The organism is Salmonella sp. 2020_1459, assembly GCF_043847915.1.
GTDB lineage: Bacteria > Pseudomonadota > Gammaproteobacteria > Enterobacterales > Enterobacteriaceae > Salmonella > Salmonella enterica.
Window position 1 is genome coordinate 262,658 of sequence record NZ_JBCMFA010000005.1, and the last position, 12,510, is coordinate 275,167.

Consider the following 12,510-nt stretch of genomic DNA (forward strand, 5'->3'; position numbering starts at 1 on the left):
GCTATGCCAATTTACGATAAATCCCCTCGCCCGCAGGAGTTCGCTGCGGTCGATCTCGGCTCAAACAGCTTTCATATGGTCATTGCCCGCGTGGTTGACGGCGCAATGCAGATTATCGGGCGTTTAAAACAGCGCGTCCATCTGGCGGACGGGCTGGGCGCAGATAACAAACTCAGCGAAGAAGCCATGGAACGGGGGCTTAGCTGTCTGTCGCTGTTTGCTGAACGCTTACAAGGTTTCTCCCCTTCCAGCGTCTGTATCGTAGGCACCCATACGTTACGTCAGGCGCAAAATGCCGCTGATTTTCTCAAACGCGCGGAAAAGGTTATTCCCTACCCGATAGAGATTATTTCCGGTAACGAAGAAGCGCGCCTGATTTTTATGGGCGTAGAACATACGCAGCCGGAAAAAGGCCGCAAGCTGGTGATCGATATCGGCGGCGGGTCAACAGAGCTGGTCATTGGCGAAAACTTCGAACCCAGGCTGGTTGAAAGCCGTCGTATGGGCTGCGTGAGCTTCGCGCAGCTCTACTTTCCCGGCGGCGTTATCAATAAAGAAAACTTCCAGCGCGCCCGAATGGCGGCGGCGCAAAAACTGGAAACCTTAACCTGGCAGTATCGTATTCAGGGTTGGAACGTGGCGATGGGCGCTTCCGGTACGATTAAGGCCGCTCATGAAGTTCTCCTGGCGCTGGGTGAGAAAGATGGCTTCATTACGCCGGAGCGCCTCGATAAACTGAAGTCAGAAGTGTTGAAGCACCGCTCCTTTAATGCGCTCAGCCTGCCGGGTCTGTCTGAAGAACGCAAAGCGGTCTTTGTGCCGGGCCTGGCGATTCTGTGCGGCGTTTTTGATGCTCTGGCTATCCGCGAGCTTCGCCTTTCCGACGGCGCGTTGCGCGAAGGCGTGCTGTATGAAATGGAAGGCCGCTTCCGCCATCAGGATGTTCGCAGCCGTACCGCAAAAAGTCTGGCCAATCAATACAACATTGACAGAGAACAGGCCAGACGCGTGCTGGAAACCACCATGCAGATGTACGAGCAGTGGCAGGCCCAGCAGCCAAAACTGGCGCATCCGCAGCTTGAAGCGTTGCTCCGCTGGGCGGCAATGCTGCATGAGGTTGGACTGAATATTAATCACAGCGGTTTACATCGCCATTCGGCTTATATTCTGCAACACAGCGATTTGCCCGGCTTTAATCAGGAGCAGCAAATGATGATGGCGACGCTGGTGCGTTACCATCGTAAAGCCATAAAACTGGATGATATGCCCCGCTTTACGCTGTTTAAGAAAAAACAGTATCTGCCGTTAATTCAGCTACTTCGGCTGGGCGTATTACTGAACAACCAGCGGCAGGCGACCACCACGCCGCCGACGCTGCGGCTAACGACCGATGACAGCCACTGGACGTTATGTTTTCCGCATGACTGGTTCAGCCAGAATGCGCTGGTACTGCTTGATCTGGAAAAAGAACAGCAGTACTGGGAAGCGGTAACTGGCTGGCGTCTCAATATTGAGGAAGAAAGCTCGCCGGAGATCGCCGCGTAAATTGTGGATCAGACGCCGCGCCGCGGCGTCTGCCTTTACTGAATCTCAGATAATAGCTGCGGCTCGCCAATTAAATATCCCTGAAGATAGTCGATCCCCAACGAGAGCACGACGCTTCGTATTTCTTCGCTCTCGACATACTCCGCGACGACCTGCATATTTTTCATTCGCGCTAAATGACAAATAGAAGCCACAATCTGATAATCGAGACTGTTTGACACTATATTGCGAATAAAACTGCCATCAATTTTAAGAATATCGGCGTCAACGTTTTTCAGCCGCGCATAGCTGGCGTAGCCAGTACCGAAATCATCAATCGCTATCTGACAGCCAAACTGCTGGAGCTGTCCCAGCGTCAACTGCGCCTGCTCAGCATTGGTGAGAGAGTTGCTTTCCGTTACCTCAAAAACCAGTTGCCAGGGTTCAACCTGATATTGCGTAAGCAACTGCTTAACTTCTGCAGGGAAACGAGCGCGGCATACCGATGTTGGCGACAGATTAATGGCAAAACGATGCGCGGGCATATATTCCCGGCTGGCCGCCATAAACCGCAGCGTGTTTTCAATCACCCAGAGATCGATAGCGGAAGACAATCCAAACTCATGCGCCACGGGTAAAAAATTGTCCGGGTTGATAACGTCGCCGTTGTCATCCCTGAGTCGCAGTAAGATTTCATGGTAAACGTCCCCACGAACACCGAAAATAGGCTGCGCCATCAGGAAAAAATGATCGTGCTCCAACGCCTGTTGCAGGCGATTCATCATCGCAATTCTGCCCTTCAAATCGCGCTGCAGGTGCATTGCGCCGCGCCGCTGTAAATCCTCCGGCGCGTTAGTCGTCAACGAAAGATCGGAACTGGTGCTTAATTCGCCCAGCAGAAGATAAAGGTGGCTAACCGGAGAACGCACGCAGCAGTAGCTCACGCCGACAGGCGGCTGTAGCGGCAGTCCATCCCAGATAAACCGAAACTGCTTAATATGTTTATCCAGCGCTTCAATACGCTGCTGATGCGCCTCTGTATTAAGACGCAGCACCAGGTCGTGCCCTGACATCTGGTAGACGCACTCATTTGAGGCCAGCATCGGCGTAATCCAGTGAGAGAGCTTTTGCTTATACTGGATGCGTAACATGACGCCATAATTTTTACCCAATAGCTCCAGGCCCGGCACGTGTAAAAAACAGATCGTAGACCAGGGCGCATTTTGGAGCGCGCGGTTTAACGCACGTAAATTGGGAAGATGTACAACCGGGTCAAGATAGGCCAGCCGCCGTGCGCGACCACTCACTACGCGCTGACGCGTGGCCAGTACAGACATATAATTAACAATAAAAGAAAAAACCAGATAGCTCGAAGAGGTAATCGCTAATTGCGTATCATAACCTGAATACCAGGGCATATAACGCTGATAATAATGAATCGACGTAATTAACACGACGGCCCAGATAATTGAAATAAACTTATAGCCATAGCGCATCGCGCCCCACAGCATGACCGGCAATAATAACGAAAGCGTATAGTTGGTACTAAATATTGAACTATTATCAGTCAATGGCATACACAGTATAAACATTAGTGTAGTCAATACGGCCAGCCAAATAACGATCTCTTTTTTAGTGGCCTTGCTATCAATCTGTAGCTTTAATTGCTGATAATACCCCCGTAGGTGCAGCGGATTGCGGAGAGTACGAATAATAAAATAGCACAATGGCACGCCGACAAGGTTACCGACCAGTAACGCCTGGTAATTAATCAGCGTGTTGATATTAAAGGGCATTACCCCCATCAGGCTGGCTTTGCTTTCGTACATGCCAACAAAAGCGGCAAACTGGTAGATGACCAGAAATAATGTTGCTGAACAAAATACCTGCCAGAATATTCGTTGAAACAACAGGTGGGCGTCGCCGTGGGAAACATTGTTTCGCCGTGGGGAAAAGACACGATAGCCGCCCCAGCTTAGCACGATAGTAATGATAAAGTGCATCGTCACAGAAAGGGTTTCATACAGCCCTGTCTGCGGGTATCTGCGCCAGAAGATAGCAAGCACAATGCCCGGCAGTGCTGCCCAGCCGAAAAAGAGCATCAGGCTAAGCATAAAAGCTAACGGCAGGTAAAAAAGAACCACATTTCCAGTGCTGGTAAGCGCATAAGTATTTGCGCTACTTAAAACAGGTAGTAAAATCGAAGGGAGAATGAGCGGTAGTCCCCACCATTTATCTCTGATATTTATATAAGTTTTATTTAGTTTCATAGATGCTCAGCAGAACCCCCCAATCCCAAAGGGGCGTTAACAGACAGGCATCCCACCTGACTTTAAATTGATGATGCGATATACATCACACGATAGTCATCGATTGTAATTATTAAACAAAAGTAACATTTGATTTAAGTCAATTATTACCTTTCTCCTGCAGCCTTTATTCGCCTTTTTATTCTTTGTTATCATTAATTTATTATTAATGTAAATACTAAAATTATCTTCCATAACAATATAAGATAAATCAACTGACGCAATTTTACATTAAGAGGAATTGACCATCGGTTCGCAGTATGCCTTAATGTAGAGTGAACGCAGGCTTGTTACGTTCTTCGCCTTGATAATACCCTTGAAGAACCCAGCCTGATCCCGCCCATACCGCTGGGCCAACGTTAAGGAACCCTTTGTGAGTCAGGCCAACAGTATGCGAAAACGACATCGATTTAACACTCGCATGACCCGTATCGTACTGCTTATCAGTTTTCTCTTCTTCTTTGGACGTTTCGTCTACTCTTCTATCGGCGCCTGGCAGCACCATCAGGATAAAAAAGAAGCGCAACAGTCATCGCTTTCTGTCACCACGCCGGGACAACGTTAAGCTGTTATCCGTTAAAAAGCCCGCGCAAGAAAAAGAAGCTTTAGCGTTAACGCAAAAAGACAACCCACTCAATGGGTTCAGGCCATGATCAGACGCTTAAAGAGCAACCGCGGGATATCCTGCCTGGGTGATAAGATCACATGCGCGGTTACTAAGATTCCCTCGACCGAATACAAAACCCGATAGCCTTCAGCGTGCCCCTATCATGTACTGCAAAACAACCCCGATGATCTTTTTTTTCAAAGAGGTGAATCGCTTACTACCCCGTAATTATTAGTTAGAACAAAGAGATTAGGTGTTGTATAATTTTTGGTCATGGTTAGAAGGGGTGAGTAAATGGACACTACTGAAACATTGAATGGTACGTACTTCTACGGCGGGTTATCCAACCTGACACCACAACAACTATGGTGGGCTATCACCATCGCCGTTGTGAGCGATCATCTGGGGATCTCAGCGGTCGATGCTGCACTGGTTATCTCAGGGCAACCAGTTCTACCTACGAGGGGTAAACCTCGTGGGACAACTCCAGGAACATCAATTGCTTCTAAGTACATCAGTAATTGGTTGAACTATAAACTGCCACCTGGGATCAGATTACCAACGTTGACAGGCAAAACCATCAACTCATTACAGCTAAGCTCAACGAATAATTTAGGTCGTTTCGTTGGTCGTAATGTACCCTGGCTCGGTTGGGTTATGACATTCACTACGATTTATGATATCCAGCGTGATATTAAAGATACATTTAATCGTGTGGCGGTTCCTAAAGATCGCATTCAGTGGACGTACTTCTAATGAGAGATATTAAGAAAGAAATTATCGATTTTATCGATCAGGAATATAACACTAAAAAGTACTTTCTCTGTGGGCCAAAGCGAACCATCACGCTTGATACCAGTATTAGGGATGATCTAAAACTCGTTTTTGAAGATAGTGAAGAACTTCTACAAGAGTACTTCAAGCGTTGGAATGTAGATTCAGAAGGATTTGACATACTCAACTATCTGAATCCAGAGTACTTTGGAAGTAAAGAGCCTGATCCGCGTAAGCCACTAACAGTTGGTATGCTCGTTGAAAGTGCTAAAGCTGGACGTTGGTTATATAGTTGAAGAATAAAGTTACTATATTTTAAATACCCCTTATTTGGGCTGAATCGCCACGGATAACCTGGACACTTCTGAGTCGTTGGTAGATCTTTTTCTTTATCCGTTCACGCTTCAGTAGCTGGAAAAAGCTTTCTGCAACCGCATTGTCATAACAGTTGCCACGACGGCTCATACTGCCTTCCAGTCCGTGCGATTTCAGCCATTCATAGCGGGTGTACTGACTACCCTGATCAGAATGAACCAGCACCTGTTTTTGGGAATGACGTCGCCACACGGCCATCAGAAGCGCATTCAGGACAATGTCTTTTGTCATTCGTGGTTGCATTGACCAACCGATAACTTTGCGCGAGAACAAATCAACGACCACGGCAAGATACAGCCAACCTTCGTGGGTTCATGATTACGTCAAATTTGCCGCCAGAAGCTGTGCACTACACAGAAAACTCATCTATGCACATAAATAAAAACCCTCTGCAAAAACAGAGGGTTAAATTCACTTTTACCTGTTCATGAAAACACAGGAAGGATTATCGGCTTATTCCCACTCAATGGTAGCTGGTGGTTTACCGCTGATGTCATACACCACACGGGAAATCCCGTTGACTTCATTGATAATGCGGTTGGAAACACGACCGAGGAAGTCATACGGCAGGTGCGCCCAGTGTGCGGTCATAAAGTCGATGGTTTCGACGGCACGCAGAGAGACAACCCAGTCATACTTACGACCATCGCCCATGACGCCAACGGAACGGACCGGCAGGAAGACGGTAAACGCCTGACTGACTTTGTCGTACAGATCCGCCTTACGCAGCTCTTCAATGAAGATAGCGTCCGCGCGACGCAGCAGGTCGCAGTACTCTTTCTTCACTTCGCCCAGTACGCGTACGCCGAGGCCCGGCCCCGGGAACGGGTGACGGTACAGCATGTCGTACGGCAGGCCCAGCTCCAGACCAATCTTACGCACTTCGTCTTTGAACAGCTCTTTCAGCGGTTCAACCAGACCCATCTTCATCTCTTTCGGCAGGCCGCCGACATTGTGGTGAGATTTGATGACGTGCGCTTTACCGGTTGCAGACGCCGCAGATTCGATAACGTCAGGGTAGATGGTGCCCTGCGCCAGCCATTTCACGTCTTCCAGTTTGAGCGCTTCTTCGTCGAACACTTCAACGAAAACGCGGCCGATGATCTTACGCTTGGCTTCCGGATCGTTCTCACCAGCCAGCGCGGACAGGAAGCGATCTTCTGCCGGTACGTGAACAATGTTCAGACCAAAATGGTCGCCAAACATGTCCATCACCTGCTCGGCTTCGTTCAGGCGCAACAGGCCGTTGTCGACGAAAACACAGGTCAGATTTTTACCGATCGCGCGGTGCAGCAGCATTGCGGTGACGGAAGAATCCACGCCGCCGGAGAGACCGAGGATCACTTTATCGTCGCCTACCTGCTCGCGAATGCGCGCCACGGCATCGTCGATGATTTTCGCCGGAGTCCATAGGGCTTCACACTGGCAGATATCACGCACAAAACGCTCCAGCATGCGCATGCCCTGACGGGTGTGGGTCACTTCCGGGTGGAACTGCACGCCGTAGAAGCGTTTTTCTTCGTGCGCCATAATGGCGAACGGGCAGGTCTCGGTGCTGGCAACGGTAACGAAGCCTTCCGGGATCGCGGTCACTTTGTCGCCGTGGCTCATCCATACGTCAAGCAGCGGTTTGCCGTCGGCGGTCAGAGAATCTTCGATACCGCGAATCAGTGCGCTGTCGGTCTGCACTTCAACCTGGGCGTAGCCGAATTCACGCTCGTTAGAACCTTCAACGTGGCCACCCAGCTGCATTGCCATGGTCTGCATACCGTAGCAGACGCCGAATACCGGCACGCCTGCTTCAAAGACATACTGCGGCGCGCGCGGGCTGTTTTCTTCGGTGGTGCTTTCCGGGCCGCCGGAAAGAATAATGCCGCTTGGGTTGAAGTCACGAATTTGTGCTTCTGTCACATCCCACGCCCATAGTTCGCAGTAAACGCCCAACTCACGCACGCGGCGCGCAACCAGTTGAGTGTACTGAGAACCGAAGTCCAGAATGAGGATGCGATGCTTATGAATGTTTTCCGTCATTGACGCTTATTCCGAGGCAAGTGAAACAGATTAAATAAATCGCCCGACGCGAAGGTCGGGCGAAGAAAATCAGGAGCCCAGACGGTAGTTCGGGGACTCTTTGGTGATGGTCACGTCGTGAACGTGGCTTTCCTGAATGCCCGCACCGCTGATACGCACAAACTCCGCTTTAGTACGCAGTTCGTCGATGGTAGCACAACCGGTCAGCCCCATACAGGAGCGCAGGCCGCCCATCTGCTGGTGAATGATCTCTTTCAGGCGACCTTTATAGGCTACGCGGCCTTCGATACCTTCCGGCACCAGTTTGTCGGCGGCGTTGTCGCTCTGGAAGTAACGGTCAGAAGAGCCTTTGGACATCGCGCCCAGCGAGCCCATCCCGCGATAAGATTTGTACGAACGGCCCTGGTAGAGTTCGATTTCGCCCGGCGATTCTTCTGTACCGGCCAGCATAGAGCCCACCATTACCGCGCTCGCGCCTGCGGCGATGGCTTTGGCGATGTCGCCGGAGAAACGGATACCGCCGTCAGCGATAACCGGAATCCCGGTGCCTTCCAGCGCTTCAACTGCGTCAGAAACAGCGGTGATCTGCGGAACGCCCACACCAGTCACGATACGAGTGGTACAGATGGAACCCGGGCCGATACCCACTTTCACCGCGCTGCAACCGGCTTCCGCCAGTGCGCGAGCGCCTGCGCCAGTGGCGACGTTGCCGCCGATGATTTGCAGGTCAGGATATTTAGCACGGGTTTCACGGATACGTTGCAACACACCTTCCGAATGACCGTGAGAAGAGTCGATCAGCAGGACGTCAACGCCTGCCGCCACCAGCGCGTCAACGCGCTCTTCGTTGCCCGCGCCTGCGCCGACCGCCGCGCCGACACGTAAACGGCCCTGCTCATCTTTACAGGAATTTGGTTTACGTTCCGCTTTCTGGAAATCTTTTACGGTAATCATGCCAAGCAGATGGAAGTTATCATCAACGACCAGCGCTTTTTCTACGCGTTTTTCGTGCATTTTTGCCAGCACGACTTCACGGGCTTCGCCTTCACGAACGGTCACCAGACGCTCTTTCGGCGTCATGTAGACACTTACCGGCTGGTTCAGGTCAGTCACAAAACGCACGTCACGACCGGTGATGATACCCACCAGCTCGTTATCTTCAGTCACCACCGGATAGCCCGCAAAACCGTTACGCTCGGTCAGGGCTTTCACTTCATGCAACGTGGTGGTTGGCAGGACGGTCTGCGGGTCGGTCACTACGCCGGACTCGTGTTTCTTCACGCGGCGAACTTCTTCCGCCTGGCGCTCAATGGACATGTTTTTGTGGATAAAACCAATGCCGCCTTCCTGGGCCAGGGCAATTGCCAGGCGCGCTTCCGTCACGGTGTCCATCGCCGCAGAAAGCATAGGAATATTCAGACGAATAGTTTTCGTCAACTGCGTGCTGAGATCGGCAGTATTCGGCAAAACGGTGGAGTGAGCGGGAACAAGGAGGACGTCGTCAAACGTCAGAGCTTCTTTAGCGATACGTAGCATGGGCAATATCTCACCTGGGAGGTTAATAAATATTGCCGCGGCATTATACAGAACGTAATCGGTTGCATCTACATTTTTTTGCAAATAGTGCTTGCGATCCCCCGTGAGCAGGTTACTATCGATTGAATAACCTGCTGATTTAGAATTTGATCCCGCTCACATGTTATCCTCTCAAACTTCCTCAATTTTTACCGTAAGCCGCCTTAACCAGACGGTTCGTCTGCTGTTAGAACAGGAGATGGGACAGGTATGGATCAGCGGCGAGATTTCTAATTTCACGCAGCCTGCGTCGGGCCACTGGTACTTTACGCTCAAAGACGATACCGCTCAGGTGCGCTGTGCGATGTTCCGTAACAGCAACCGCCGGGTGACGTTCCGCCCGCAGCACGGGCAGCAGGTGTTAGTCCGCGCCAATATCACGCTGTACGAGCCGCGCGGCGATTATCAAATCATCGCCGAAAGTATGCAGCCCGCGGGCGAAGGCTTGTTGCAGCAGAAATATGAGCAGCTAAAAGCCAAACTGCAGGCCGAAGGCTTGTTCGATCAGCAGCATAAACAGCCGTTGCCCTCCCCGGCCCACTGCGTGGGGGTGATCACTTCGAAAACCGGCGCGGCGCTGCACGATATTCTCCACGTGCTAAAGCGTCGTGACCCATCCCTGCCCGTTATTATCTACCCGACTGCGGTCCAGGGCGACGACGCGCCGGGGCAGATCGTTCGTGCTATCGAACTGGCGAACGCGCGCGGCGAATGTGATGTACTGATCGTCGGACGCGGCGGCGGTTCGCTGGAAGATTTGTGGAGTTTTAACGACGAACGCGTGGCGCGGACGATTTTTGCCAGCCGCATTCCGGTAGTCAGCGCCGTCGGCCACGAAACGGACGTCACGATAGCTGATTTTGTCGCCGACTTGCGCGCGCCTACGCCATCAGCAGCGGCAGAAATTGTCAGCCGCAACCAGCAGGAGTTGTTGCGCCAGATTCAATCCGCCCAGCAGCGTCTGGGCATGGCGATGGACTACTACCTCGCCAACCGCAGCCGCCGTTTCACGCAGATTTTTCACCGTCTGCAACAGCAACATCCGCAGCTGCGTCTGGCCCGTCAGCAAACCGCGCTGGAACGTTTACGCCAACGGATGGGATTTGCGCTTGAGGCCAGGATTAAGCAGGCCACTCAGCGCCAACAGCGCGTAAGTCAACGCCTGAGCCAGCAAAATCCGCAGCCGCGCATTCACCGCGCGCAGTCGCGCATCCAACAGCTGGAATATCGTCTGACGGAGAATATCCGCTCACGGTTAAGCGAACAGCGCGAGCGTTTCGGCAACGCGGTCACGCATCTGGAAGCGGTCAGCCCGTTAGCCACGCTGGCGCGCGGCTATACGGTTTCGACGACAACGAACGGCAAGGTGCTGAAAAAGATCAAACAGGTCAAAGCAGGCGATATTATGACCACGCGACTGGAGGACGGCTGGCTTGAAAGTGAAGTCAAATCCGTCACGCCGGGCACGTAATCCAATATTCCCCCACCCTCGGCAGCGCAATGTCAGGTTTCGGTTTCTCCTCAGCCAACCTACGCGCCACGTCGGATAAGGTGTAGCCGCAATCCGACGATCAACCGGTTTGTCATTCGCCTCAAAACCGGGCAGGGAACACCCGCCCGGTTTTGTCTAACTTACCAGTTATAGCGCAGATTCAGGCTACCGTTCAGATCGCCAAAATCATTGCTGCCAGTCTGCCCGGCAACCTGAGCGCGAACGCTCCACTGCTTATCCCTAGATTCTACGTCAGTACTTCAAAAAGCATAATCAAAGCCTTGATAAATATGCATTCCTTCGAAATTCAGCTTTCACCCATTGGGTGAAAGAAAAGTGCTCAAAAATATGTTAAATTATCAGCTTTTATGACTCGATATATGGTAAAATAATAGTAAGAAAAGTAGTAAAAAGGGGTTCTAATTATGATTAATAAAATTGATTTCAAAGCTAAGAATCTAACATCAAATGCAGGTCTTTTTCTGCTCCTTGAGAATGCAAAAAGCAATGGGATTTTTGATTTTATTGAAAATGACCTCGTATTTGATAATGACTCAACAAATAAAATCAAGATGAATCATATAAAGACCATGCTCTGCGGTCACTTCATTGGCATTGATAAGTTAGAACGTCTAAAGCTACTTCAAAATGATCCCCTCGTCAACGAGTTTGATATTTCCGTAAAAGAACCTGAAACAGTGTCACGGTTTCTAGGAAACTTCAACTTCAAGACAACCCAAATGTTTAGAGACATTAATTTTAAAGTCTTTAAAAAACTGCTCACTAAAAGTAAATTGACATCCATTACGATTGATATTGATAGTAGTGTAATTAACGTAGAAGGTCATCAAGAAGGTGCGTCAAAAGGATATAATCCTAAGAAACTGGGAAACCGATGCTACAATATCCAATTTGCATTTTGCGACGAATTAAAAGCATATGTTACCGGATTTGTAAGAAGTGGCAATACTTACACTGCAAACGGTGCTGCGGAAATGATCAAAGAAATTGTTGCTAACATCAAATCAGACGATTTAGAAATTTTATTTCGAATGGATAGTGGCTACTTTGATGAAAAAATTATCGAAACGATAGAATCTCTTGGATGCAAATATTTAATTAAAGCCAAAAGTTATTCTACACTCACCTCACAAGCAACGAATTCATCAATTGTATTCGTTAAAGGAGAAGAAGGTAGAGAAACTACAGAACTGTATACAAAATTAGTTAAATGGGAAAAAGACAGAAGATTTGTCGTATCTCGCGTACTGAAACCAGAAAAAGAAAGAGCACAATTATCACTTTTAGAAGGTTCCGAATACGACTACTTTTTCTTTGTAACAAATACTACCTTGCTTTCTGAAAAAGTAGTTATATACTATGAAAAGCGTGGTAATGCTGAAAACTATATCAAAGAAGCCAAATACGACATGGCGGTGGGTCATCTCTTGCTAAAGTCATTTTGGGCGAATGAAGCCGTGTTTCAAATGATGATGCTTTCATATAACCTATTTTTGTTGTTCAAGTTTGATTCCTTGGACTCTTCAGAATACAGACAGCAAATAAAGACCTTTCGTTTGAAGTATGTATTTCTTGCAGCAAAAATAATCAAAACCGCAAGATATGTAATCATGAAGTTGTCGGAAAACTATCCGTACAAGGGAGTGTATGAAAAATGTCTGGTATAATAAGAATATCATCAATAAAATTGAGTGTTGCTCTGTGGATAACTTGCAGAGTTTATTAAGTATCATTGCAGCAAAGATGAAATCAATGATTTATCAAAAATGATTGAAAGGTGGTTGTAAATAATGTTACAATGT

10 protein-coding genes and 3 pseudogenes are annotated in these 12,510 nt (G+C 49.3%); 6 read left to right on the forward strand and 7 right to left on the reverse strand.

Features of this window, described 5'->3' with window-relative positions; genetic code table 11:
• Nucleotides 1-3 precede the first annotated feature (3 nt).
• Nucleotides 4-1,545 carry an exopolyphosphatase gene (ppx, locus tag ACH0VJ_RS15015; RefSeq protein ID WP_001123330.1) on the forward strand — a complete coding sequence of 514 codons (1,542 nt, stop codon included), beginning with the start codon at nt 4-6 and terminating at the stop codon, nt 1,543-1,545.
• Between the two features lie 35 nt (nt 1,546-1,580).
• Here the strand turns inward: ppx and ACH0VJ_RS15020 are convergent, their stop codons facing one another.
• Nucleotides 1,581-3,794: a sensor domain-containing phosphodiesterase gene (locus ACH0VJ_RS15020; protein WP_000773647.1), complete on the reverse strand. Its 2,214-nt coding sequence runs from the start codon at nt 3,792-3,794 to the stop codon at nt 1,581-1,583.
• A 96-nt stretch (nt 3,795-3,890) separates the two neighbouring features.
• On the reverse strand, nt 3,891-4,028 hold the full coding sequence (locus tag ACH0VJ_RS15025) for a hypothetical protein (RefSeq protein ID WP_001540598.1): 138 nt from the start codon (nt 4,026-4,028) through the stop codon (nt 3,891-3,893).
• A 178-nt stretch (nt 4,029-4,206) separates the two neighbouring features.
• Between ACH0VJ_RS15025 and ACH0VJ_RS15030 the strand changes: the two genes are divergently transcribed.
• The gene (locus tag ACH0VJ_RS15030; RefSeq protein WP_000075924.1) at nt 4,207-4,398 is read left to right on the forward strand and encodes a YfgG family protein; all 192 of its coding nucleotides are present in this window, start codon (nt 4,207-4,209) and stop codon (nt 4,396-4,398) included.
• Nucleotides 4,399-4,475: 77 nt separating this feature from the next.
• Here ACH0VJ_RS15030 and ACH0VJ_RS15035 read toward each other — a convergent pair.
• A pseudogene (locus tag ACH0VJ_RS15035) lies at nt 4,476-4,595 on the reverse strand (hypothetical protein); the annotation flags it as partial.
• 139 nt (nt 4,596-4,734) lie between these two features.
• On the opposite strand from ACH0VJ_RS15035, the gene ACH0VJ_RS15040 reads away from it, so the two are divergent.
• Both ACH0VJ_RS15040 and ACH0VJ_RS15045 read left to right on the forward strand, forming a co-directional pair.
• Entirely contained in the window at nt 4,735-5,196 is a 462-nt protein-coding gene (locus ACH0VJ_RS15040; RefSeq protein WP_000381628.1) for an STM2901 family protein, read from the forward strand.
• Complete coding sequence (locus ACH0VJ_RS15045) at nt 5,181-5,510, forward strand: DUF1493 family protein (protein WP_077907579.1); 330 nt, start codon at nt 5,181-5,183, stop codon at nt 5,508-5,510. Before ACH0VJ_RS15040 ends, ACH0VJ_RS15045 begins: the two co-directional genes overlap by 16 nt.
• A gap of 79 nt (nt 5,511-5,589) precedes the next feature.
• Here the strand turns inward: ACH0VJ_RS15045 and ACH0VJ_RS15050 are convergent.
• From ACH0VJ_RS15050 to guaB, 3 genes and pseudogenes are all read right to left on the reverse strand, one after another.
• A pseudogene (locus ACH0VJ_RS15050) lies at nt 5,590-5,901 on the reverse strand (DDE-type integrase/transposase/recombinase); the annotation flags it as partial.
• A gap of 141 nt (nt 5,902-6,042) precedes the next feature.
• Complete coding sequence (guaA, locus tag ACH0VJ_RS15055; protein ID WP_000138297.1) at nt 6,043-7,620, reverse strand: glutamine-hydrolyzing GMP synthase; 1,578 nt, start codon at nt 7,618-7,620, stop codon at nt 6,043-6,045.
• A gap of 69 nt (nt 7,621-7,689) precedes the next feature.
• Complete coding sequence (gene guaB / locus ACH0VJ_RS15060; protein ID WP_000944174.1) at nt 7,690-9,156, reverse strand: IMP dehydrogenase; 1,467 nt, start codon at nt 9,154-9,156, stop codon at nt 7,690-7,692.
• Nucleotides 9,157-9,316: 160 nt separating this feature from the next.
• Here guaB and xseA point away from each other — a divergent pair, with 160 nt between their 5' ends.
• Entirely contained in the window at nt 9,317-10,666 is a 1,350-nt protein-coding gene (xseA, locus tag ACH0VJ_RS15065; protein WP_000953172.1) for an exodeoxyribonuclease VII large subunit, read from the forward strand.
• 161 nt (nt 10,667-10,827) lie between these two features.
• Here xseA and ACH0VJ_RS15070 read toward each other — a convergent pair.
• Nucleotides 10,828-10,926 (reverse strand): annotated as a pseudogene (locus ACH0VJ_RS15070) (autotransporter outer membrane beta-barrel domain-containing protein); the annotation flags it as partial.
• Nucleotides 10,927-11,112: 186 nt separating this feature from the next.
• Between ACH0VJ_RS15070 and ACH0VJ_RS15075 the strand changes: the two are divergent.
• Complete coding sequence (locus ACH0VJ_RS15075) at nt 11,113-12,375, forward strand: IS1380-like element ISEcp1 family transposase (RefSeq protein WP_000608644.1); 1,263 nt, start codon at nt 11,113-11,115, stop codon at nt 12,373-12,375.
• Nucleotides 12,376-12,510: the final 135 nt, after the last annotated feature.

Coding starts and splice junctions, on each gene's coding strand:
- ppx (WP_001123330.1), top strand. CDS start 4: ATGCCAATTTACGATAAATCCCCTCGCCCGCAGGAGTTCGCTGCGGTC.
- ACH0VJ_RS15020 (WP_000773647.1), bottom strand. CDS start 3,794: ATGAAACTAAATAAAACTTATATAAATATCAGAGATAAATGGTGGGGA.
- ACH0VJ_RS15025 (WP_001540598.1), bottom strand. CDS start 4,028: ATGGAAGATAATTTTAGTATTTACATTAATAATAAATTAATGATAACA.
- ACH0VJ_RS15040 (WP_000381628.1), top strand. CDS start 4,735: ATGGACACTACTGAAACATTGAATGGTACGTACTTCTACGGCGGGTTA.
- guaA (WP_000138297.1), bottom strand. CDS start 7,620: ATGACGGAAAACATTCATAAGCATCGCATCCTCATTCTGGACTTCGGT.
- guaB (WP_000944174.1), bottom strand. CDS start 9,156: ATGCTACGTATCGCTAAAGAAGCTCTGACGTTTGACGACGTCCTCCTT.
- xseA (WP_000953172.1), top strand. CDS start 9,317: ATGTTATCCTCTCAAACTTCCTCAATTTTTACCGTAAGCCGCCTTAAC.
- ACH0VJ_RS15075 (WP_000608644.1), top strand. CDS start 11,113: ATGATTAATAAAATTGATTTCAAAGCTAAGAATCTAACATCAAATGCA.